The organism is Herbaspirillum sp., from assembly GCF_035644555.1.
GTDB lineage: Bacteria > Pseudomonadota > Gammaproteobacteria > Burkholderiales > Burkholderiaceae_D > Herbaspirillum.
The window spans coordinates 56,813-78,206 of record NZ_DASQOH010000069.1 but is presented as its reverse complement, the minus strand read 5'-3'; the positions used below and the strand labels follow the sequence as shown (position 1 = coordinate 78,206).

22 protein-coding genes and 2 pseudogenes are annotated in these 21,394 nt (G+C 63.3%); 17 read left to right on the top strand and 7 right to left on the bottom strand.

The features are described 5' to 3' along the window. The 3 genes and pseudogenes from VE092_RS18925 to VE092_RS18915 all read left to right on the top strand — a co-directional run. A pseudogene (locus tag VE092_RS18925) lies at positions 1 to 178 on the top strand (ketol-acid reductoisomerase); the annotation flags it as partial. Between the two features lie 238 nt (positions 179 to 416). Further along, complete coding sequence (locus VE092_RS18920; protein WP_324879449.1) at positions 417 to 2,702, top strand: bifunctional diguanylate cyclase/phosphodiesterase; 2,286 nt, start codon at positions 417 to 419, stop codon at positions 2,700 to 2,702. Next, positions 2,699 to 3,619: a phosphate/phosphite/phosphonate ABC transporter substrate-binding protein gene (locus VE092_RS18915; RefSeq protein WP_324879442.1), complete on the top strand. Its 921-nt coding sequence runs from the start codon at positions 2,699 to 2,701 to the stop codon at positions 3,617 to 3,619. Before VE092_RS18920 ends, VE092_RS18915 begins: the two co-directional genes overlap by 4 nt. Before the next feature lie 7 nt (positions 3,620 to 3,626). Here the strand turns inward: VE092_RS18915 and VE092_RS18910 are convergent, their stop codons facing one another. Both VE092_RS18910 and VE092_RS18905 read right to left on the bottom strand, forming a co-directional pair. Further along, positions 3,627 to 4,112, bottom strand: a complete 486-nt coding sequence (locus tag VE092_RS18910) for a glutathione peroxidase (RefSeq protein WP_324879439.1) — start codon at positions 4,110 to 4,112, stop codon at positions 3,627 to 3,629. A gap of 72 nt (positions 4,113 to 4,184) precedes the next feature. After that, complete coding sequence (locus VE092_RS18905; protein WP_324879437.1) at positions 4,185 to 5,207, bottom strand: type IV pilus twitching motility protein PilT; 1,023 nt, start codon at positions 5,205 to 5,207, stop codon at positions 4,185 to 4,187. Between the two features lie 73 nt (positions 5,208 to 5,280). On the opposite strand from VE092_RS18905, the gene VE092_RS18900 reads away from it, so the two are divergent. The 4 genes from VE092_RS18900 (at position 5,281) to VE092_RS18885 (ending at position 7,886) form a co-directional block, all read left to right on the top strand. Continuing rightward, a complete protein-coding gene (locus VE092_RS18900; RefSeq protein ID WP_324879435.1) occupies positions 5,281 to 5,982 on the top strand; it encodes a YggS family pyridoxal phosphate-dependent enzyme in 702 nt (233 codons plus the stop codon). A 73-nt stretch (positions 5,983 to 6,055) separates the two neighbouring features. Continuing rightward, complete coding sequence (gene proC, locus VE092_RS18895; RefSeq protein ID WP_324879433.1) at positions 6,056 to 6,868, top strand: pyrroline-5-carboxylate reductase; 813 nt, start codon at positions 6,056 to 6,058, stop codon at positions 6,866 to 6,868. Continuing rightward, entirely contained in the window at positions 6,868 to 7,605 is a 738-nt protein-coding gene (locus VE092_RS18890) for a peptidoglycan DD-metalloendopeptidase family protein (RefSeq protein ID WP_324879431.1), read from the top strand. Before proC ends, VE092_RS18890 begins: the two co-directional genes overlap by 1 nt. A 53-nt stretch (positions 7,606 to 7,658) precedes the next feature. Then, positions 7,659 to 7,886, top strand: coding sequence for a hypothetical protein (locus VE092_RS18885; protein ID WP_006462013.1), 228 nt, complete (start codon positions 7,659 to 7,661; stop codon positions 7,884 to 7,886). 16 nt (positions 7,887 to 7,902) lie between these two features. Here the strand turns inward: VE092_RS18885 and VE092_RS18880 are convergent, their stop codons facing one another. Continuing rightward, positions 7,903 to 8,562 carry a thiopurine S-methyltransferase gene (locus tag VE092_RS18880; protein ID WP_324879429.1) on the bottom strand — a complete coding sequence of 220 codons (660 nt, stop codon included), beginning with the start codon at positions 8,560 to 8,562 and terminating at the stop codon, positions 7,903 to 7,905. Positions 8,563 to 8,599: 37 nt separating this feature from the next. Then, on the bottom strand, positions 8,600 to 9,454 hold the full coding sequence (gene ubiA, locus VE092_RS18875; RefSeq protein WP_324879426.1) for a 4-hydroxybenzoate octaprenyltransferase: 855 nt from the start codon (positions 9,452 to 9,454) through the stop codon (positions 8,600 to 8,602). A 253-nt stretch (positions 9,455 to 9,707) separates the two neighbouring features. On the opposite strand from ubiA, the gene ugpB reads away from it, so the two are divergent. The 7 genes and pseudogenes from ugpB to VE092_RS18840 all read left to right on the top strand — a co-directional run bounded on the left by ugpB (position 9,708) and on the right by VE092_RS18840 (position 14,824). After that, positions 9,708 to 11,021, top strand: coding sequence for a sn-glycerol-3-phosphate ABC transporter substrate-binding protein UgpB (gene ugpB, locus VE092_RS18870; RefSeq protein WP_324879424.1), 1,314 nt, complete (start codon positions 9,708 to 9,710; stop codon positions 11,019 to 11,021). A 147-nt stretch (positions 11,022 to 11,168) separates the two neighbouring features. After that, positions 11,169 to 12,053 (top strand): sn-glycerol-3-phosphate ABC transporter permease UgpA, encoded by an 885-nt coding sequence (gene ugpA / locus VE092_RS18865; RefSeq protein ID WP_324879422.1) that lies wholly within the window; start codon positions 11,169 to 11,171, stop codon positions 12,051 to 12,053. Between the two features lie 52 nt (positions 12,054 to 12,105). After that, positions 12,106 to 12,957, top strand: coding sequence for a sn-glycerol-3-phosphate ABC transporter permease UgpE (ugpE, locus tag VE092_RS18860; protein WP_324879420.1), 852 nt, complete (start codon positions 12,106 to 12,108; stop codon positions 12,955 to 12,957). Positions 12,958 to 12,997: 40 nt separating this feature from the next. Then, positions 12,998 to 14,092 carry a sn-glycerol-3-phosphate import ATP-binding protein UgpC gene (locus VE092_RS18855; protein ID WP_324879418.1) on the top strand — a complete coding sequence of 365 codons (1,095 nt, stop codon included), beginning with the start codon at positions 12,998 to 13,000 and terminating at the stop codon, positions 14,090 to 14,092. 86 nt (positions 14,093 to 14,178) lie between these two features. Continuing rightward, complete coding sequence (locus VE092_RS18850) at positions 14,179 to 14,469, top strand: nucleotidyltransferase family protein (protein ID WP_324879416.1); 291 nt, start codon at positions 14,179 to 14,181, stop codon at positions 14,467 to 14,469. Beyond that, a pseudogene (locus tag VE092_RS18845) lies at positions 14,466 to 14,579 on the top strand (hypothetical protein); the annotation flags it as partial. The gene VE092_RS18850 and the pseudogene VE092_RS18845, both read left to right, overlap by 4 nt. 110 nt (positions 14,580 to 14,689) lie before the next feature. Then, positions 14,690 to 14,824: a DUF86 domain-containing protein gene (locus VE092_RS18840; protein WP_324879446.1), complete on the top strand. Its 135-nt coding sequence runs from the start codon at positions 14,690 to 14,692 to the stop codon at positions 14,822 to 14,824. Here VE092_RS18840 and VE092_RS18835 read toward each other — a convergent pair. Beyond that, a complete protein-coding gene (locus VE092_RS18835; RefSeq protein WP_324879414.1) occupies positions 14,821 to 15,765 on the bottom strand; it encodes a LysR substrate-binding domain-containing protein in 945 nt (314 codons plus the stop codon). The genes VE092_RS18840 and VE092_RS18835 overlap by 4 nt on opposite strands. A gap of 233 nt (positions 15,766 to 15,998) precedes the next feature. On the opposite strand from VE092_RS18835, the gene ppk2 reads away from it, so the two are divergent. Further along, the gene (gene ppk2, locus VE092_RS18830; protein ID WP_102662171.1) at positions 15,999 to 16,910 is read left to right on the top strand and encodes a polyphosphate kinase 2; all 912 of its coding nucleotides are present in this window, start codon (positions 15,999 to 16,001) and stop codon (positions 16,908 to 16,910) included. 99 nt (positions 16,911 to 17,009) lie between these two features. Here the strand turns inward: ppk2 and VE092_RS18825 are convergent, their stop codons facing one another. Beyond that, entirely contained in the window at positions 17,010 to 17,552 is a 543-nt protein-coding gene (locus tag VE092_RS18825) for a hypothetical protein (protein ID WP_006462028.1), read from the bottom strand. A gap of 315 nt (positions 17,553 to 17,867) precedes the next feature. Between VE092_RS18825 and VE092_RS18820 the strand changes: the two genes are divergently transcribed. Then, positions 17,868 to 19,031 (top strand): metallophosphoesterase, encoded by a 1,164-nt coding sequence (locus tag VE092_RS18820; RefSeq protein ID WP_324879410.1) that lies wholly within the window; start codon positions 17,868 to 17,870, stop codon positions 19,029 to 19,031. Here VE092_RS18820 and VE092_RS18815 read toward each other — a convergent pair. Further along, a complete protein-coding gene (locus VE092_RS18815; RefSeq protein WP_324879408.1) occupies positions 19,003 to 19,995 on the bottom strand; it encodes a GlxA family transcriptional regulator in 993 nt (330 codons plus the stop codon). The genes VE092_RS18820 and VE092_RS18815 overlap by 29 nt on opposite strands. Before the next feature lie 101 nt (positions 19,996 to 20,096). Between VE092_RS18815 and VE092_RS18810 the strand changes: the two genes are divergently transcribed. After that, positions 20,097 to 21,359 carry an MFS transporter gene (locus VE092_RS18810; RefSeq protein WP_324879406.1) on the top strand — a complete coding sequence of 421 codons (1,263 nt, stop codon included), beginning with the start codon at positions 20,097 to 20,099 and terminating at the stop codon, positions 21,357 to 21,359. Positions 21,360 to 21,394: the final 35 nt, after the last annotated feature.

Genomic DNA, 21,394 nt, shown 5'->3' with positions numbered 1-21,394 from the left:
CATCCAGACCGGCGAATACGCCAAGAGCTTCATCCTGGAAAACAAGGCCGGTGCACCGACCCTGATGTCGCGTCGTCGCATCAACGCCGAACACCAGATCGAAATCGTGGGCGAGAAGCTGCGCGCCATGATGCCCTGGATCAAGGCCAACAAGCTGGTCGATCAAAGCAAGAACTGATCTGCCACTTGCGCAGAAAAACGCCACGGTTCGCCGTGGCGTTTTGTTTCGTACCTCGGTCTTTCTTGTCATTAACTTGACATAAATCCCCATTACCCTCACCCAGTCAAAAAGGGTTTAGCCAAGCGCCGCAGGGTCGGCGCCATGTTCAATTGGGTGGGGATTGCGTAAGCCGTTATCGTTCGAGCCGAAAGGGATGCTGACCAGACTGCTCGCGGGCAGGGGCGTGTCGGCGGGCATGGTGCTGCTTGCCGCCGGCGTACTGTCGCTGGTGTGGTATTTCACCATCATCCGTATCGAGAACGAAAAACAGCTCGCCATCGCCGGCTCCATCGCAGACAGCCGCAACGTTGCCGCCATTGTCTCGGCCAACCTGGATGAGATCTTGGGCAAGACCCTGCTGTACTCGCGCATCGGCCAATCGATGCTCAATGGCGAGCAATCTTCGTCGGCCTATTTCAATCCGCTGTTCAACGGCGATTCAGCCTACCTGCGCGTGGCCATGTTCGATGCCCGCGGTCGGCTGGTCTATTCGTCGTCGCGCCAGAAGAGCGAGCCTGAGCTGAGCCGGCTCATCAACGCCGGCTACATGAGTTCGCTCACGGCGTCGTCCGAGCAGAGCGCCATGATCATCAAGCCCCCCATGGACCGCGAGGGCTACAGTTGGCGCGTGCCGCTATTGATTCCCTTGCAGGATGGCAAGGGCGCGCTGCAAGGCTTCTTCGCGGCCATCCTCGATCTGGGCTATTTCCTGAAGACCTACCAGGAAGTGAGCGTGGACGGCGCCAGCCGCATCGAGATCATCAACGCGGCTGGCCTGCAACTGGCGGAACTGTCCGGTGGCATCCTCTCCGGCGGATCCAATTATGCCGGCCAGGACTACGCCACCTTTCTGCTGACCGGCAAGGGTGATGGTCTGATCCACGCCTTGCGCCCGGGTGACCAGGTGCAGCATGTGGGCGTACAGCGGCGCCTGGCGCACTATCCGCTGGCGGTGGTGGTGAGCCGCGATCCGCAGGTCTTGCTGGGCAAGCTGTGGCCGGCGCATCGCCAGTATTACCTGCAGGCGATCCTGATTTCGCTGCTGGTGGTGGCCTTGTCGGGTGGCCTGATCAGCATGGCGCACCGGCGCCGCTATCTCTACGACAAGCTGCTCTATTCGGAGCGGGAGAAGAGCGGGCTGATCCATCAGCTGGAACAGGAAAAGAGCCGCGCCTACCAGCTTGCCTCGCACGATTACCTGACCGGCATTCCCAACCGCATGCTGTTCTATGAACTGGCGGCGACCGAATTGTCGCGGGCCCGGCACAGTCGCAACCTCTATGCGCTGTTCTTCCTCGATCTCGACAAGTTCAAGCTGATCAACGATACCCTGGGTCACGCCGTGGGTGATGCTCTGCTGCAGGAGGTGGCGCGGCGGCTGCGGGCGGCCGTACGTGAATACGATCTGGTGGCGCGCCTGGGGGGAGATGAATTCGTGGTGCTGGTCTCGGAAATTCGCGACGAGGAAATCGTGGCCGAGATCGCCGACAAGCTGGTCGAAACGCTGCGCGCACCCTATCTCGACCTGCTGGGCTGCGATGTCGAGACCGCACCCAGCATCGGCATCGCACTCTATCCCCGCGATGGGCAGAGTATCGAGGCGCTCATGACCAACGCCGATTCGGCCATGTACACCGCCAAGAGCGCCGGTAGCGGGCTGTATCGTTTCTACGATGCCTCGCTCAATGCCATCGCCGTGCGCGGGCTGGAACTGCTGGGACGTTTCCGCCAGGCGCTTCGCGACAACGAGTTCTGCCTGCACTACCAGCCCAAGGTGGCGCTACAGGATTATCGGGTGGTCGGCATGGAAGCCCTGATCCGCTGGCAACATCCGGAGCACGGCCTGATCTATCCCGGCGAATTCATCGGCCTGGCCGAGACCCACGATCTGGTGCAGCCGCTGGGCCACTGGATCATCGAGGCGGTGTGCCGGCAACTGGCGCAATGGCGCGCCGATGGCCTGCCGTTGGTGCCAGTGGCAATCAATGTGTCGGCCAAGCAGCTCAATGACGAACGCCTGATCGAAACCTTCCGCGATGCCTTGCGCCGCCACGGACTGAGCGCAGAACTGCTGGAAATCGAGGTCACCGAGAGTTGCTTCATCACCGACCTGGAGCAGGCGCGCCAGACCCTGGAAAAACTGCGTGAGGAGGGCTTGAAGATCTACCTGGACGACTATGGCACCGGCTACTCCAGCCTCAGCCACATCAAGGCGCTGCCTGTGTATGCGCTGAAGATCGATCGCTCCTTCGTGCGCGACATCCGCAATGACAACAGCGACGGCATGATCGTGGCCTCCACCGTCACGCTGGCGCGTAACCTGGGCCTGAAGGTGGTAGCCGAAGGCGTGGAAACCCGTGAGCAGCTGATGCACCTGAAACTGATGGGTTGCGATGAGGTGCAGGGCTTTTACCTGCAACGTCCGGTGTCGGCGGCGCAACTGGCGCCGCTCTTGCAGAAAGGCAGGTTCGAGGTCACATGAAGACGCTCTTCTCTGGTCTGCCGACAGCGCGGCCGATACGCATCTTGGGTGCCACACTGGCGCTACTTTTTACGCTCGCTGCGACGCCTGCGCTGGTCATGGCCAAGGGCGCCTGCGAGCGGCCGCAGCGCTTGCGTTTTTCCTTCGTGCCGCAGGGGCGGGACAGCGAGCAGCAGACTGCGCTCAATCCTCTGATCGATGAATTGCGGGAGCGGTTGAAGATGCCGGTCGATGTGGTGATCCCGACTTCCTACGGTGGCGTGATCGAAGGTCTGATCGCCGGCGCGGTCGATGTGGCGCGGCTGGGGCCGGCCTCGTACGTGACCGCCCACAAAGGGGACCCGCAGATCACGCCATTCGCGTCGATGGAACAGACGGAACCCAATTTCGCCCCACAGCGTGGCGTGTCGTCGGTGTATTACTCGTTGCTGGTGACGCGCTCGCAGGGGCCGTATGACAGCGTGGCCTCGTTGGCCGGGAAGGTACTGGCGCTGGCCGATCCCGATAGCACCTCGGGCGCGCTGATTCCGCGTCACCTTTTTGCGCGCCAGTACAAGCTGCAGCTGGACAGGTATTTTTCCCGCGTCGGTTATGCGGGCAACCACGAGCAATCGGTGATGGCAGTACTGAACCACCATGCCGATGCGGCCTTCGTGGCCAGCACCAATCTCTCCCGGATGATCAGCGACGGCAGGCTCAGGAAGAGTGACCTGCGCGTGTTATGGCGCTCGGCCCCGATTCCCTTCGACCCATTCGTCTATCGTGGGCAGCTGTGCGCCGACATCCGCAACAAGATTCGCGCCGTATTCCTGGACAAGAACTCGCTACGGGTCAAGCTCACGCTGGACAGCTTGCGGGCTACCCACTTCGTGCCCGTGCACGACGCTGACTACCGCATCATCCGCGAATTGCCGTGAGCACGACTTACTCGGCCAACAGCGCTTCGATATCGGAGACGATTTCCTCCGGACGCGTCTGCGGTGCATAGCGCTTGAAGACGCTGCCGTCGCGGCGCACCAGGAACTTGGTGAAATTCCACTTGATGGCCTTGCTCCCCAGGAGACCGGGTGCTTCCTTCTTGAGATACTGGAACAGAGGATCGGCCTGCTCGCCATTGACATCGATCTTGGCGAACAACGGGAAGCTGACGCCGTAGTTCTTTTCGCAGAAGGCGCCGATTTCCTCGGCATTGCCCGGCTCCTGGGCACCGAACTGGTTGCAGGGGAAGGCCATCACTTCCAGACCACGCGCATGGAACTGGCGGTGGATCGCTTCCAGGCCGTTGTATTGCGGTGTGAAACCGCATTTGCTGGCGGTATTGACGATGAGCAGCACCTTGCCGCGCAGTTGCTCCAGCCGGAAGGTGGTCTGGTCGGCCAGCCGGGGCTGGAAATCGTAGAGAGTGGTCATGTGCTGGTCCTTTGGATTTCCCGTGATTTTGTCGCCGCCATTCTAAACCGCCGGATGGCTGGCTGCATGGACCTATGGCATATGCTCCCGTGCCGTGCGCTCGCTGATACGGCCCTGCTGGAGCAGCTGGGCCAGGCTGGCCTGCAGCGTCTGCATCCCGTGCGCCGCACCGGACTGCATTGCCGAGAGCAGTTGCGCGCTGCGTCCCTCGCGGATCAGGTTGCGCACGGCCGGGGTCGCCACCAGCAGTTCGTGGGCCGCTACCCGGCCATTGCCGTCGGTGGTGGGTAGCAGGGTCTGCGCGATCACGCCCTGCAGCGATTCGGCCAGCATGCCGCGGACGGCTTCCTGTTCGACGGCGGGGAAGGCATCGATCATGCGATCCATGGTCCGCGCCGCCGAGGCGGTGTGCAGCGTCCCCAGCACCAGATGACCGGTCTCGGCGGCACACAGGGCCAGGCGGATGGTGTCGGCATCACGCAGTTCGCCAACCAGCAGCACGTCCGGGTCTTCGCGCAGGGCGGCACGCAGTGCCTGCGCGACATCGGCGGTATGGGTGCCAATTTCGCGCTGGCTGATCAGTGCACGGCGTGGTTCATGCACGAACTCGATGGGGTCCTCGATGGTCAGGACGTGGACCGCGCGCTCTTCGTTGATGTGACGGAGCATGGCGGCCAGCGTCGTGCTCTTGCCGGCCCCGGTGGCACCCGTCACCAGCACCAGGCCATGTGGACGCAGCGCCAGTTCGGCGCACAACGGGGGCGCGGCCAGGGCAGCCAGGGCAGGGGGCTCGCGCCCGAGATGGCGGATGGCAGCGGCCGGGCCGCGCTGCTGGTGAAAGGCGTGGACGCGGAAACGTCCCAATGTCGGCAGATCGAGGGCAAAGTCGCATTCGCCGCCTTCGGCATAGCGCTGCTGGCAGGGCGGCGGCATCCACTCCAGCAGCAACTGCCGCAGCCGTGCAGTATCGAGGGGCTGGAGGTTGATGCGGCGGATGGCGCCGTGGACCCGCAGCGCAGGGGGCAGGCCTGCGCAAAGATGCAGGTCGGAGGCCTGATTTCTGACGGCAAATGCCAGTAGGGTGGCAATGTCCATTTATAATCCCGGCAAGGATCACACTATCAATCTGTTTATTTCCCCGCAGGCTCGCCCCTCCCGGCCCCGGATTATGTCGTCAATCGCTCAACACTTGCAACACGTGCAACAACAGATCGCCCGCGCCGTCGAAAAGGCGGGACGCGAACCGGCTTCGGTGCGATTGCTGGCTGTCTCCAAGACCTTCGGACCAGAGGCCGTGCTGGAAGCGGTGCAGGCCGGGCAACGGGCCTTCGGCGAAAACTATTTGCAGGAAGCGCTGGACAAGATGGCCGCCATGCCGGCCCTGGCGCCCGGTGTGACGCTGCAGTGGCATTTCATCGGACCCATCCAGAGCAACAAGACGCGGCCCATCGCCGAGCATTTCGACTGGGTGCATTCGGTGGACCGATTGAAGATCGCCCAGCGCCTGTCCGAACAGCGGCCAGCGGAACTGCCGCCGCTGGACATCTGTCTGCAGGTCAATATCAGCGGTGAAGAAAGCAAGAGTGGCCTGACGCCGCAGGAACTGCCCGCGGTCGCAGCCGAGGTGGCGCGCCTGCCCAGGCTGCGACTGCGCGGCCTGATGGCGATCCCGGCACCCAGCGAAGACCAGGCCGCGCAGCGGGCCGCCTTCGCCGCCGTGCGCCGGCTGTTCGAGCAGTTGCGCGCCGACGGTCTGGCGCTGGACACGCTGTCCATGGGCATGTCGGCCGATCTCGACGCGGCCGTGGCCGAAGGGGCCAGCATCGTGCGCATCGGCAGCGCCATTTTCGGGGCCCGGCATTACGCATGAGCGGGCCGGTCCAGCACAAAATCCATTCCGGCGATACACCGGATACACCATCTACGAGACACAAGGAGCGGAAGTGAAGATAGCGTTTATCGGCGGCGGCAATATGGCAGCGGCCTTGATCGGCGGACTGGTCGGCAAGGTCGCGGCGGCAGAAGACATCCACGTGGTCGACCTCAATGCCGATGCGCTCAAGTCGCTGGCCGACAAGTTCGGCGTCTCCACCGCGCAAGCCATCGATGGCACCATCACTGGTGTGGACGTGGTGGTGCTGGCAGTCAAGCCGCAGCAGATGCGCGAGGTGGTCGCCACGCTCAAGCCCTTCATCGGCGCGCAATTGATCGTGTCCATCGCTGCTGGCATCCGCATTGTTGACATGGAGCGCTGGCTGGATGGTCATCAGGCCATCGTGCGCGCCATGCCCAATACCCCGGCGCTGATCGGCCAGGGTATCTCCGGCGTGGTGCCGCATGCGCAGGTTTCGACGCTGCAGCGCGCACAGGCCGATTCCATCCTCAAGGCGGTGGGAGAGACCCTGTGGCTGGGCAGTGAAGAGCAGCTCGATGCCGTCACCGCCGTGTCGGGCAGCGGCCCCGCCTATGTGTTCTACTTCCTTGAAGCGATGGAGCAGGCCGCAGCCCAATTGGGCCTGTCGCGTGAAGATGGCCTGGAACTGGCCAAGGCCACGTTCGCCGGCGCCACCGAACTGGCGCGTCGTTCCGATGAATCGGTGGCGACCCTGCGCGAGCGCGTCACTTCCAAGGGGGGAACCACCTATGCGGCGCTGACCAGCCTGGAGCAATCCGGCGTGAAGGGCGCCATCGTCCAGGCCCTGCAGGCAGCGGCCACGCGCAGCAAGGAGCTGGGCGACGAATTCGGAAAGGCCTGATGAGACGGGCGGTTTCTTCCGGAGCGCTGCCGGCCCTGCTGGCGGGAGTCTTGCTGCTGGGCGGTTGCGCGTCCACGGCCGACAGCGATGGTTATTACACCGTCAAGCGCGGCGATACGCTCTACAGCATCGGTCGCGACTTCGACCAGAACCCGGGTAACCTGCGTGCCTGGAACAAGTTGCGCAATCCGGACGACCTCGAGGTCGGCCAGCGCATCCTGGTGCGCCCGCCGGCCGGCGTGGTGGCACGCACCGGCGCCGGTCAGAGCAGCCGTCCTGCGGCGTCTTCAACCCCGGCCCGCAAGCCGGCGGCCCGACCGGCCACCAAGCCCGCGACCAAGGATGACGACGATGCTCCAGCCCCCGCCGACGCCAAGCTGGACTGGATCTGGCCGACCCATGGCAAGTCCGCGCCCAGCGCCGACAGTTACAAGAAGGGCATCGACATCGTCGGCAGCGAAGGACAGTCGGTGGTGGCCGCGGCCGCCGGCAAGGTCACCTATGCCGGTCATGGCATCCGTGGCTACGGCAACATGGTGATCATCAAGCACACGCCGCAACTGCTGTCGGTGTATGCCCACAACAAGAGCATCACGGTCAAGGAAGGCCAGATGGTCACGCGCGGCCAGCAGATCGCCACCATGGGCAACAGCGACACCAACAAGGTGAAGCTGTATTTCGAAATCCGCCGCAACGGCAAGCCGGTCAACGTGATGGCCTTGCTGCCGGCACGCTGACTGGCACGCTGCACCTCACTAAAGATCAGATCCAGGAAAAATCAGGAACCCCCATGGCCAAGCTCGAAGACATCGTCAGAAAACAGAAGACCGGTGCGACCTTCGTCATCAGCGCCCAGATGCTGCACATGAGTCCAAGCGAGTTCGATGCCATCGCCCAGGCCTGGGACGATGACGGTGGCCCAGGCTTCAACGTGACAGGCGTGCCGTTTCGCGTGGTGGTGGATGGCGAATTCCTCATCAGCCGGGTGACGGTGGTACGCACGACTGCTGAGGTATAGACAGGCCCGCGCGGCGTCAGCCCCCGCGCTGCAAGCGATAGACCACCGTATCCAGCGCCGTCAATCCGCGCTCTAGGAACTTCGGTTCCTTCTCCAGGATATCCCGGCGGTCGATCGCTACGGCTTCGCTGTGCGGTGCGTAGAGCCGTTGTACTTCTTCTTCCGCCACCGAGAAGGGCGGACCATCCATCTTCTGCTGGTCGTATTCCAGCGTGATCAGCAGGCTGCGCGCCTGTGCCGGCAGGCGGCCATAGATCTCGGCGACGTAACGCGCCCGCATCTGTGGCGGCAGCGCGATCAGGGCGGCACGGTCGTAGGCGCCGGCACAGGCCGCCAGGGTGGCGTCTTCCAGCAGGAAGATATCGCCACACACCAGTTCGATGTTGCCGGCCACGTAGTGCCGGCCCTGGGCGCTTTCATGGATCGCCGGTGTGAGCTGGTTCTCGCTGAAGAACTGGGTGATGGCCAGTTCCGACAGTTCCACGCCCAGTACCCGGTGCCCCTGCTGGGCCAGCCACAGCATGTCCAGCGACTTGCCGCACAGCGGTACCAGTACCGTGCTGCCGGCCGGCAAGGCCAGTTGCGGCCAGTATTTCTGCAGCAGGGGCGTCACGCGCTCCTGATGAAAATGCGTGCGGCCTTCGCGCCAGCGTTCCAGCCAGAATTGCGCTTCCATGTCGTCTCCTGTTCCCGTATCGGCGCCCGATGGCGCTTCATCGCATCAGATAATCCAGCGCGACGCCGGCAAAGATCGCCGCGCCCAGCCAGTTGTTGTTATTGAAGGCCGCGAAGCAGCGCATGCGGTCGCGCTCGCGGATCAGGGTGTAGTGATACAGCGCGAAGCCGCAGGCCACCAGCATGCCCGCCGAGAACCAGATGCCCAGCCCGTATTGCAGGCCGACCACCCACAGCAGCGCCAGCGCCACGGCGTAGCACAGCATCACCGCCAGTACATCGTGGCGGCCGAAGGTGATGGCCGAGGTCTTGATGCCGATCTTCAGGTCGTCGTCGCGGTCCACCATCGCATATTCGGTGTCATAGGCTACTGCCCAGAAGATGTTGGCCACCAGCAGCACCCAGGCGGCCAGCGGTACCGTGCCGGTGACCGTGGCGAATCCCATCGGGATGCCGAAGCCGAAGGCAATGCCCAGGTAGGCCTGGGGAATGGCGAAGAAGCGCTTGAAGTAGGGATAGGTGGCCGCAATGATGACCGCCGCCACCGACAGTTGCAGGGTCAGTGTATTGAGCGGCAGGATCAGCAGGAAGGACAGCAGCGCCAGCACACCGGCCACCATCAGGGCTTCCCAGGACCTGATCTTGCCGGACGTCAATGGCCGCTGCTCGGTGCGCTTGACGTGGCGGTCGAAGTCGCGGTCGGCATAGTCGTTGATGGCACAGCCGGCCGAACGCATCAGCGCCGTACCCAGCACGTAGATCAGCAGGATGCGCCAGTCCGGCGGGCCGCCTGCCGCCAGCCACAGGGCGATCAGCGTGGGCCACAGCAAGAGCAGGATGCCGATGGGTTTGTGGGCGCGTACCAGCAGCGCATAGAGCCTTAACCTGTCCATTCGATGTCCGCAAAAACGAAAGTCCGCATTATAATTCGCCTCGCCATTTCCGCACCGTCGTGCTTTTTCTGCTGGCGGCTGCTTGAAGGCGTAAATTTTATAAAAACAACATACGTTTTGAGACATTCCCCGGGTTTTGTGCTGCATAGCCGCAGTTTTTTCCTTTGCCGTGGCCGGCAAGTACCGCTAATGTAACGCCGCTGTCATGGAGCGTTGTTAGCATCAAAACCCCTTTTTTGAGAGGTCCCCTCTGATGAACATGATGAAAACACTGATCGCGACCGGTGTCCTGGCGACGATCACTTCCTCCGCCTTCGCTGCCACCGAGATCAGCTGGTGGCATTCCATGACCGGCGCCCTGGGCGAGCGTGTCAATGCCCTGGCCGACGACTTCAACAAGAGCCAGAGCGACTACAAGGTCGTGCCCGTCTACAAGGGGACCTACGACGAATCGATGTCGGCAGCGATCGCCGCCTACCGTGCCGGCAATGCACCGGACATCCTGCAGGTGTTCGAAGTGGGCACCGCCACCATGATCTACGCCAAGGGTGCGGTCAAGCCGGTGTACGAGGTGATGCACCAGGCCGGCGAGAAGTTCGACCAGAACGACTACGTGCCGGCCGTTGCGGGTTACTACTCGACCCCTAAGGGCATGATGTCCTTCCCCTTCAACAGCTCCACCACCATCATGTTCTACAACAAGGACATGTTCGCCAAGGCGGGCCTGGATCCCGAAAAGCCGCCCGTGACCTGGCAGGAATTCGTCGGCATGGCTGCCAAGATCAAGGCCAGCGGCGCCTCCTGTGCCTACACCACGACCTGGCAATCCTGGGTGCATTTGGAATCGTTTTCAACCTGGCATAACGTCGAGCTGGCGTCCAAGAACAACGGCTTCGGCGGCCTGGATGCACGCCTGAAGATGAATAGCCCGCTGCACGTGCGCCATATCGAGAACCTGTCGAACTGGGCCAAGCAGGGCTACTTCACCTACGCCGGCCGCAAGGACGAGGCCAATGCCAAGTTCAACGCGGGCGAATGCGCCATCATCACCGGCTCTTCCTCGGCCTACGCTGATATCCGCAAGAACGCCAAGTTCAAGTTCGGCGTGGCCACCCTGCCGTACTACAACGATGTGCAGGGCGCACCCCAGAACACCGTCATCGGCGGTGCTTCGCTGTGGGTGATGAATGGCAAGAAGGGCGACGAGTACAAGGGCGTGGCCAAGTTCTTCAGCTACCTGTCCAAGCCGGAAGTGGCCGCCAAGTGGCACCAGGATACCGGCTACCTGCCGGTGACCAAGGCCGCCTACGAGCTGACCAAGAAGTCCGGCTTCTATGAGCGCAATCCGGGTACCGACGTGGCCGTCAAGCAGATGATCGTCAAGACCACCGACAAGTCGCGCGGTCTGCGCCTGGGCAACTACGCCCAGGTCCGTACCGTGTTCGATGAGGAACTGGAAAACGTCTGGACCGGCAAGAAGACCCCGAAGGAAGCCCTGGATTCGGCCGTCAAGCGTGGCGATGAACTGCTGGCCCGCTTTGAGAAGGCCAACAAGGGTAACCAGTAATCCTGTCAGTCCCGCTCCATCCCGCCAGCCGGCGAGGGTGGGGCCGGAAGCGGCGGTGCGGTTCCGGTGGCGGGGCAGCATCGCCGGCTTTCATTATCCAAGCCTTCAAACTTCATTGACGCCGGGCGACCCCCGGCAGGAACGATCGTGGAAAAACGCGCGCGATTCACCTCTAGGTGGCTGCCCTATCTGCTGGTGGCGCCGCAGATCGTGATCACCTTGCTGTTCTTTTTCTGGCCCGCCGCGCAGGCGCTGTACCAGTCCATGCTGTTGCAGGATGCCTTCGGCGGCTATTCCGAATTCGTCTGGCTCGACAACTTCAAGGCCCTCTTCGGCGATCCGACCTACCTCGAATCGTTCCGGACCACGGCGGTCTTCTCGGCGCTGGTGGCCTTCTTCGGCCTGGCGGTGTCGCTGCTGCTGGCAGTCTTCGCCGACCGCGTGCGGCGCGGCGCCTCGATCTACAAAACCTTCCTGATCTGGCCCTATGCAGTCTCGCCGGTGGTGGTGGGCGTGCTGTGGATGTTCCTGCTCAGTCCCTCGCTGGGCATCCTCTCGCATGTACTGAGCTGGCTGGGCCTGCCCTGGGACTACATGATCAACGGCACGCACGCGATGATCCTGATCGTGATCGCCGCCATCTGGAAGCAGATCAGCTACAACTTCCTGTTCTTCCTGGCTGGCCTGCAGTCGATTCCAAAGTCGCTCATCGAAGCGGCCGCCATCGATGGCGCCGGGCCGGTCAAGCGCTTCTTCACCATCGTCTTCCCGCTGATCTCGCCGACCACCTTCTTCCTGTTCGTGGTCAACGTGGTCTATGCGTTCTTCGATACCTTCGTCATCGTCGATGCCACCACCCACGGCGGCCCCGGCAAGGACACCGAGATCCTGGTCTACAAGGTGTTTTCCGATGGCTTCAAGGGCGGCGACCTGGGCAGTTCGGCCGCACAGTCGGTGGTGCTGATGGCGCTGGTGATCCTGCTGACGGTGGTGCAGTTCAAGTACGTCGAGAAGAAGGTCCAATACGCATGAACCTCGTCACCACCATGAACACCATGAAGATTGTCCGCCAGGAGGTGGCAGCATGATCGAACGTCGCCCCATCCTCGATGTCCTCAGCCATGTGGTACTGGTGCTGGGGGTGCTGATCGTGTTCTTCCCGCTCTACGTGGCCTTCGTGGCCAGTACCCAGACTGCCGAGCAGTCGGCCCTGTCGCCGCTGTCGCTGGTGCCGGGCGGGGAGCTGGTCAACAACTACAGCGCCGTGCTGTTCAAGGGCGCGTCCGGGCAGGTCACGGCGCCGCCGGTCCTGCACATGCTGTGGGTGAGCCTGGCCACTGCGCTCATCATCGCTATCGGCAAGATTTCCATTTCCATGCTGTCGGCCTTTGCCATCGTGTACTTCCGCTTTCCCGGTCGAGGCCTGTTCTTCTGGATGATCTTCGTCACCCTGATGTTGCCGGTGGAGGTGCGCATCACGCCGACCTACCAGGTGGTATCCGACCTGGGCATGCTCAACAGCTATGCCGGCCTGAGCGTACCGCTCATTGCGTCGGCCACGGCGACCTTCCTGTTCCGCCAGTTCTTCCTGACGGTGCCGGACGAACTGGCCGAGGCGGCGCGCATCGATGGTGCCGGCCCCTTGCGTTTCCTCAAGGATGTGTTGTGGCCCTTGTCGCGCACCAACGTGATCGCACTCTTCGTGATCATGTTCATCTATGGCTGGAACCAGTACCTGTGGCCGCTGATCATCGCCACCGATCCCGGCATGTATCCGATCGGCATCGGCATCAAGACCCTCATTTCCGGCGGCGATTCGGCCGTGGAATGGAACCTCGTGATGGCCACCATGATTCTGGCCATGCTGCCGCCCGGCCTGGTGGTGGTCGTGATGCAGAAATGGTTCGTCAAGGGCCTGGTTGATTCCGAGAAATAATTTATATCATTTACGACGCCCATTGACGGCGCTTACCATCATGGCAGCAATTCACCTCAAGCAAGTCCGCAAGACCTACGGCAATGGCCCCAAGGCGGTCGACGTGATCCATGGCATCGATGCCGAGATCGCCGACGGCGAATTCATTGTCATGGTCGGCCCGTCCGGCTGCGGCAAGTCGACGCTGCTGCGCATGGTCGCGGGCCTGGAAGACATCAGCAGCGGCCAGATCGTCATCGGCGAGCGCGTGGTCAATGACCTGGAACCCAAGGAGCGTGACATCGCCATGGTGTTCCAGAACTATGCGCTCTATCCGCACATGACGGTGTACCAGAACATGGCCTACGGCCTGAAGATCCAGGGCCTGTCCAAGAGCGAGATCGACGAGCGCGTGCAGCGTGCTGCCGCCATCCTGGAACTGGGCGCGTTGCTGGAGCGCACTCCGCGCCAGCTCTCCGGCGGCCAGCGCCAGCGCGTGGCCATGGGCCGCGCCATCGTGAGGAAACCTGCAGTGTTTCTCTTCGACGAGCCGCTCTCCAACCTGGATGCCAAGCTGCGCGTGCAGATGCGCCTGGAAATCCAGAAGCTGCACGCCAGCCTGCGCACCACCAGCCTCTACGTCACCCACGACCAGGTCGAGGCGATGACGCTGGGCCAGCGCATGATCGTCATGAACCGTGGCGTGGCCGAGCAAATCGGCACGCCGGCCGAGGTGTATGCGCGCCCGGCCACCACTTTCGTGGCCAGCTTCATCGGTTCGCCGCCGATGAACCTGCTGCAGGGCAGGGTCAGCGCGGATGGTACCGGCTTCGAGGTCGGCAAGGGTGATGAGGCCGATATTATCCGCCTGCCGTTGTCGGCAAGCGCTGCTGCGGGCCAGGAACGCATCCTCGGTGTACGTCCGGAGCACCTGCTGCCCATCCTTGACGGCTCGGCCGCACAGCTTTCGCTGGAAGTGGAACTGGTGGAAGCGTTGGGCGCCGAGCTGCTGGTGCATGCGCGCTGCGGCGGCCAGGCACTGGTGCTGCGCTGTCCTGCCAATGTGCCGGTCAGTACCGGTCAGCATATCGGTGCGTCTTTCGGCGCGATGGACGTGCATTGGTTTGATGTGCAGAGTACGCGTCGCATCGGCTGACTTGCCCATGCTGGCCCAGGTGCGTTATTGCCTGATGGGCAGGCTTGCCCTATCATGACCCGGACCTGATTCCGGGAAAGCCTGATATGAAGCCTTCTGAAGCCCTGGCCAGCCACCGTGTCGCGATTCGCCATGTGGTCGAGTCTCATCATGCCCTCAATGCAAGGGTATTCGGCTCCGTTGCGCACGGCCAGGATACCGAGGCAAGCGATCTCGACATCCTGATCGATCCCACGCCGGAAACTTCGCTCATGGACGTGGCTGCCATTCAGGTGGAATTGCAGCATCTGCTGGGGGTGTCCGTGGATGTGCTGACCCCCAGGGCCTTGCCCGAGGAAATGCGCAGGCAGATACTTTCCGAGGCGATTCCGGTATGAGCAAGGCCGGGCGGGTGGCGAGCTATCTCGGCCATAACCTGCATGCCATCGAGCGGATCGACCGCTACACGGCAGAAATGGATGAACTGGTGTTCCTCGCCAACGAGCTGGTGCAGGACGCCGTCATCCGCAATATCGAAATCATCGGCGAGGCTGCAACAACATTCTGCGGGCTGATCCCGAATTCGCCGCACGACATGACCACATCCCCTGGCTGGTCATGTACACGATGCGAAATCGTGTCTCGCACGGCTACGACAAGGTGGACATGGAAGTCGTCTGGAAGACGGTGCAACGTGATCTGCCGTTACTCCACACGCAGATTGCACCGCTGGTCGCAGACGTTGGCCCTTAGCTGACCGTCGTTTCTTCCGTCAGCATCTGCACCCCATTGAGATTGCACGCCAGTACCGCATGATGCACGGCATCGATGGCGGCCTGCCGGGTGAAGCTCTTGCGCCAGGCGATCACCACGCGGCGCGAGGGAGCCGGTGCTACGAAGGGGACGTAGCGCACCATGCCGTCGCGGGTGTTGGCATCCGGGATGGAGGCGCGCGGCAATACGGTCACGCCGATGCCCGAGGACACCATGTGGCGGATGGTTTCCAGCGAGGAGCCCTCGAAGGTGCGGGCGATGCCGTCGCCATTGGTGGAGAAGCGCGACATCTCGGGACAGACTTCCAGCACCTGGTCACGGAAGCAGTGGCCATTGCCCAACAGCAGCATGGTCTCGGTCTTGAGTTCGCGGGCGTCGATTTCCTTGCGTTCGGCCCACTTGTGCTGACGCGGCAGGGCGACCATGAATTCCTCGTCGTATAGCGGCAGCACGTTCAGACCGTGCTCAGGGAAGGGCAGGGCCATGATGGCCGCATCCAGCTCGCCCTGGCGCAGCAACTCGATCAGGCGGGTGGTGAAATTCTCCTGCAGGATCAGCGGCATCTGCGGCACGCGCTCGATCATGGTCTTGACCAGCGAGGGCAGCAGGTAGGGGCCGATGGTGTAGATGATCCCCAGGCGCAGCGGGCCCGACAGCGGGTCCTTGTTCTGGTTGGCGATCTCCTTGATGGCCGCCGTCTGTTCCAGCACGCGTTCGGCCTGCGCCACGATCTGCGCGCCCAGCGGCGTGACCGATACCTCGGTGCCGCCGCGCTCGAAGATCACCACCCCCAGCTCGTCTTCCAGTTTCTTGATGGCCACCGACAGCGTGGGCTGGGCGACGAAACAAGCTTCCGCTGCATGGCCGAAATGCTTTTCGCGCGCGACGGCCACGATGTATTTGAGTTCTGTAAGTGTCATGCTGATATGCCGAATCGTTTCCGGGACTATAGCGTATTTTCGCCTGCGTGACCTGCGCCGGCTCAAGGCGCAGCCTCGCCCTTTGGCGCAGGATGGAAGCGGCATTGGCGAGGTTTCGGGCCGGTGTTATCGTCCTGTCACGGCTTGGTCACAAACGACAGGTATGTTGTCACGCACTTTTCCGGCGAAGGGGAGTGCCGCGTTCGCCGCTTTATCTTGCACACGAGGAAACAATGGATAAGGAAGAACTGGTCAAGCGCGTCCACCGCGAACTGGCCGACAGCTACGACGAAGAAATGGAACTGGAACTGGAAGACCGTACCGTGGACCCGGTCACCGGCGAGTTCTCCAGCGCCCATGGCGAAGAGGAAAAGGAATACCGCCGCCTGTATTTCCGGGAACTGTTCCGCCTGCAGGGCGAGCTGGTCAAGCTGCAGGACTGGGTGGTGCAGACCGGCCACAAGGTGGTGATCGTATTCGAAGGCCGTGACGCGGCCGGCAAGGGTGGCGTGATCAAGCGCATCACCCAGCGCCTGAATCCCCGCGTGGCACGCGTGGCCGCGCTGCCGGCTCCCAACGACCGCGAACGCACGCAATGGTATTTCCAGCGCTATGTCTCGCACCTTCCGGCCGCCGGCGAGATCGTGCTGTTCGATCGCAGCTGGTACAACCGTGCCGGCGTGGAACGGGTGATGGGCTTCTGTAGCGACGAGCAGTACGAGGAATTCTTCCGCTCGGTGCCTGAGTTCGAACGCATGCTCACCCGTGCCGGCATCCAGGTCATCAAGTACTGGTTCTCCATCACCGATGAAGAGCAGCACCTGCGCTTCCTCTCGCGCATCCATGATCCGCTCAAGCAGTGGAAGCTCAGCCCCATGGACCTGGAATCGCGCCGCCGCTGGGAGGAATACACCAAGGCCAAGGAAGTGATGCTGGAGCGTACCCACATTCCGGAAGCCCCGTGGTGGGTGGTGCAGGCGGTGGACAAGAAGAAGGCACGCCTGAACTGCATCCAGCACCTGCTGCAGCAGATGCCCTATGCCGAAGTGCCGCATGCGCCGATCCAGCTGCCCGAGCGCGAGCGCCACGAGGACTACGAGCGCCACCCGGTGCCGGACTCGATGATCGTGCCGGAATACTATTGATCCCAGCGCGGGACCCCGCATGAAAAATGGCCGGAGACGAAGTCTCCGGCCATTGTCATTGGTGCTGCCGGCGCGTGGCCAGAGCGGGGCTTGCCCGGTTTAGTCGAAGTACTTGGAAATGACTTCGCCAAACGCCTGTTCAGCCGACATGCCATTGAGCATCAGCTTGCTGATCTCATCGGAATGCTGGTTGATTTCGTCGGGCAGCATGTGGCGGTTGGCCTTGAAGTAGGCGTACTTTTCGCCATCCACCGCTTCCCGGGCGCGGGCCGCGGCGGTGGTCGGACGGGCACTGCCGGCCGCACTGCGGGCCGACGCCGCGCGGGCCGCGCGCGGCGTGCTGCGGGTGCCGCTGCCGCCGGTGGCGACGATGCGTTTGATCTGGTCCAGCGTGAAGATGGGCGTGACGTTGCCCGGACCGAATTCGGTTTCCTCGGCGCGGTGCAGATGGTGATTGCCATCGAAGGCCATCTTCTTGTCGAAGCTGTTGATCACTTCGTAATGGGGCTTTTGCACCGAACCGAACATGCTGAAATGGACACGGTCGCCGTAGGAGGTCATCTGGGTGATCACGCCGTTGAGGAATTCGGCCTTGATCGCCTCGACGTTGCCATGCCAGCGTTTGGTTTTGCTTGAACTCAAAATAACTCTTCCAATGATGCAGGCGCGGCCTGCGGTCGATGTCGTGTGTCTGGCATCGATGTGGCCGAAGCCACCAAGGTCGCGCGAATTAAAAACGGGGGATGAAAGCAATATTATCCTCCTCCACACGTCTTCTTGCATGACCGAAGCTCACTTTTTCTTCAGTCGAATGCCAGATCAACTGGATTTTGGGTAGTTTTCCAAAGAATTTATGCAGCTTTTCGCAGAAATTGCTTGAAAAGCATGCCTCCCACCGCCATCTATTTTCTTTCTGGCAAGAAATGCCGCCCCTGCTTTCTCTCCCAAAGGCCCCTCATGCGCCGTAGCCTCAGCTCCGTCTTCGTCATCCTCGGCCTGCTGGCCGCCCTGCATGCCTGGATAGGCTGGCAATTGCTGCCGGCCCTGAGCATCCACCCCGGCTGGATAGCGCTGGGCGCGGCGGTGCTGACACTGTCCTTCCTGCTCATGCCAGTGGCCCTGGCGGCGCCCTACCTGAAGCGGCGCGGGCTTTCCGAAGCCTGGTCCGACCGTCTGGCCTGGGCCGGGATGCTGGCCATGGGGGCGTTTTCCTCGGCCCTGCTGCTGACCTTGCTGCGCGCCATCGCGCTGGCGCTGCTGCCCTGGCTGGCGGCCTCGCTGTCTCCCATCCAGCGGCAGGAGATGGTGGAACTGACCGCCTGGCTGGTGCTGGCCCTGACCGCCGCGGCCACGGTCATCGGCTATCTCAATGCACGCCGCACCGCAGCCGTGGTCGAGGTCGATGTGCCCATCGCCAACCTGCCGCCCGCGCTGGAGGGCTTCACCATCGTCCAGATCAGCGACATCCATGTCGGCCCGACCATCAAGGCACCTTACCTGCAGGCCATCGTGGACAAGGTCAATGCCTTGCAGCCGGACGTGGTGGCCATCACCGGTGACCTGGTCGATGGCAGCGTGCGCCAACTGGCACCGCATACCGCGCCGCTGGCGCAATTGCGCGCCCGTCACGGTGCCTACTTCGTCACCGGCAATCACGAGTACTACTCCAATGCCCATGAATGGATAGACGAGGTGCGCCGCCTGGGCGTGACCGTGCTGATGAACGAACACGTGGTACTGCGCCACGAGGATGCCGGGCTGGTTCTGGCCGGGGTCACCGACTACACCGCCCATCACTTCGATCCGGCTCACCGCAGCGATCCGCAGGCGGCCATCGCCGATGCGCCGGCCCATCATCCGCGTATCCTGCTGGCGCACCAGCCGCGCAGCGCCACGGCGGCCGCCGAGGCTGGTTTCGACCTGCAGCTGTCGGGCCATACCCATGGCGGCCAGTTCTTCCCCTGGAATTTCTTCGTCCCGCTGCAGCAGCCCTATGTGGCCGGCCTCAAGCGCCTGCAGGGCCTGTGGATCTACGTCAGCCGGGGTACCGGCTACTGGGGCCCGCCCAAGCGCCTGCTGGCGCCTTCCGAGATCACCCGGGTACGCCTGACGGCGCGCTGAGCTCCGACCCGGCGTCTTCCTGCCGTGCCAGCCGCCGCATGGCCTGCGGTGGCTGACCGAACAGGCGCAGGCAGACCCGGCGCATGCGGTCGGCGTCGCCGAACCCGGTAGCGCGGGCAATGCTCTCCAGGGTGTCCTGCGATTGTTCGATACGCAGCCGCGCTGCCTCGGCCCGCATCTGCTCGATGGCGCGCGCCGGCGTCTGGCCGGTCTCGGTCGCGAAGCTGCGGTCGAACTGGCGGCGGCTCAGGCAAGCCACCTCGGCCAGCACATCCACCGTCAACTCGTGCTGCAGGTGCTCGCGGGCATAGGCCAGGGCGCGCCGGATGCGCTCGGAACCGCCATCGATTTCCTGCAGCGCCGAGAACTGCGACTGGCCGCCCGGCCGGCGGTAATACACCACCAGCTCGCGTGCCACCGAACGCGCCAGTTCGGCCCCGTGATCGTCCTCGATGAGCGCCAGTGCCAGGTCGATACCGGCGGAAATGCCGGCCGAGGTCCACACACTGCCATCGCGCGAATAGATGCGGTCGCTGTCCACCATCACCTGCGGATGCATCTGCTGCAGCTTGGCCGCCATGCGCCAGTGCGTGGTGGCCCGCTTGCCATCCAGCACGCCCGCCGCCGCCAGCACGAAGGCTCCGGTGCAGACCCCGGCGATGCGCCGCGAACGCGCTGCCGCCCGCACGATGTAGCGCCGTAGTTCGGCCGACACCAGGCCTTCGCGAGGGGCGCCACCGCCGGCCACCACCAGCGTATCGAAGCTGGTGCGGCCGATGCGTTCGGTCTGGATCATGGCCCCGGCCGAACTGCGGATCAGTCCGCCCGCCTCGGAATGGAGCGTGAGCCGATACAGCGAGCGGCCCGCCACCCGGTTGGCCGCATCGAAGGCCGACAGGGGACCGGTGAAGTCGAGCATGCTGCAATCGGCGAAGATCAGGAAGGCTGTATCACGCGGGGACATGGTGTAAAAAACCTCAAATGGCCTGAAGTGCCGGAATTATGACATTCAAGCCATCGCCGTGCACGGCACACTGCAGCGCATCTCCACCCGTGCCAGCCATCATGAAAACCCTTCCTGCCGTTCCATCTGCGTCCCCGGTCACCGCGCTCAAGGTGGCCTCCCCGCATCGCTGGAAGGTACTGGCCGCAGGAGTGGCGGCCAATGCCAGCTTCGCCGCCGTGTTTTCCGGCATTCCCGTGACCTCGCTGGTGTTGCGCAGCGATTACCAGCTCAGCAATGCGCAACTGGGCTGGGTGCTGGGCCTGTTGAGCCTGGGCGTGGCGCTGGGCGAATTGCCCTGGGGTCTGCTGACCGACCGTCTGGGCGACCGCAAGGTGCTGCTCGCGGGCCTGCTGGGCTGCGGTGTCGCGCTCGGCCTGTTGATCCTGAATGCCTTGCCCGGTCACGGCACGGCCGCCTATGGCTGGCTGTGCGGCGGCCTGATGCTGGCCGGCCTGCTGGGCGGCAGTGTCAATGGCGCCAGCGGCCGCGCCATCATGGGCTGGTTTGCTGACGGTGAGCGCGGTCTGGCCATGAGCATCCGCCAGACGGCCGTGCCGCTGGGTGGCGGCGCCGGTGCACTGGTGCTGCCGTCGCTGGCGGCCCATGCCGGCTTTGGCGCGGTCTATGGCGCATTGATGGCGGCTTGCCTGGGCAGTGTCGCCCTGGTCCTGCTGTGGCTGCGCGAGCCGCCGGTCATGCCGCATGTGATCGCATCGACCGCAGCAGCGGCGCCCGCCTTGCGTCGTCTGCTGGTATGGCGGCTGGCCCTGGGCACCGGCCTGCTGTGTGCGCCGCAAGTGGCGCTGATCAGCTTTGGTGGCATCTTCCTGCACGAGGTCGGCCAGGCCGGATTGCTGGCAATGAGTGTGCTGCTGACCCTGGTGCAGGTGGGGGCGGCGGTAGCCCGTATTGCCAGTGGCCGCTGGACCGATCGCCATGGCAGCCGGCGTGCCTATCTGCGGAACTGTGCACTGGCCAGCGCCGCGCTGTTCGCCCTGCTGGGCGGACTCGCTTCCCATGCCATGTCGACGTCCTTGTTCTGGCTCGCGCTGGTGCTGGTTGTGGCGGGCGTGGTGGTATCGGCCTGGCACGGTGTGGCCTATACCGAACTGGCCGTGGTGGCCGGTCCGGCCCAGGTCGGTACCGCCCTGGGGCTGGGCAACAGTTGCGTGTTCCTGGTCTTCTTCCTCTGCGCCCAGGCCGTGCCGCTGCTACTGCAGTGGCAGGGCTGGCCGGCAGTGTGGCTGGGGACGGCAGGAGTGGCGCTGCTGGTGTGGTTCCTGTTCCCGCCGCCCCCTTCGTCGTCCACGCGATCCGCCTGAAGCATCGAAAAAGGCCGGTCTTAGACGACCGGTCT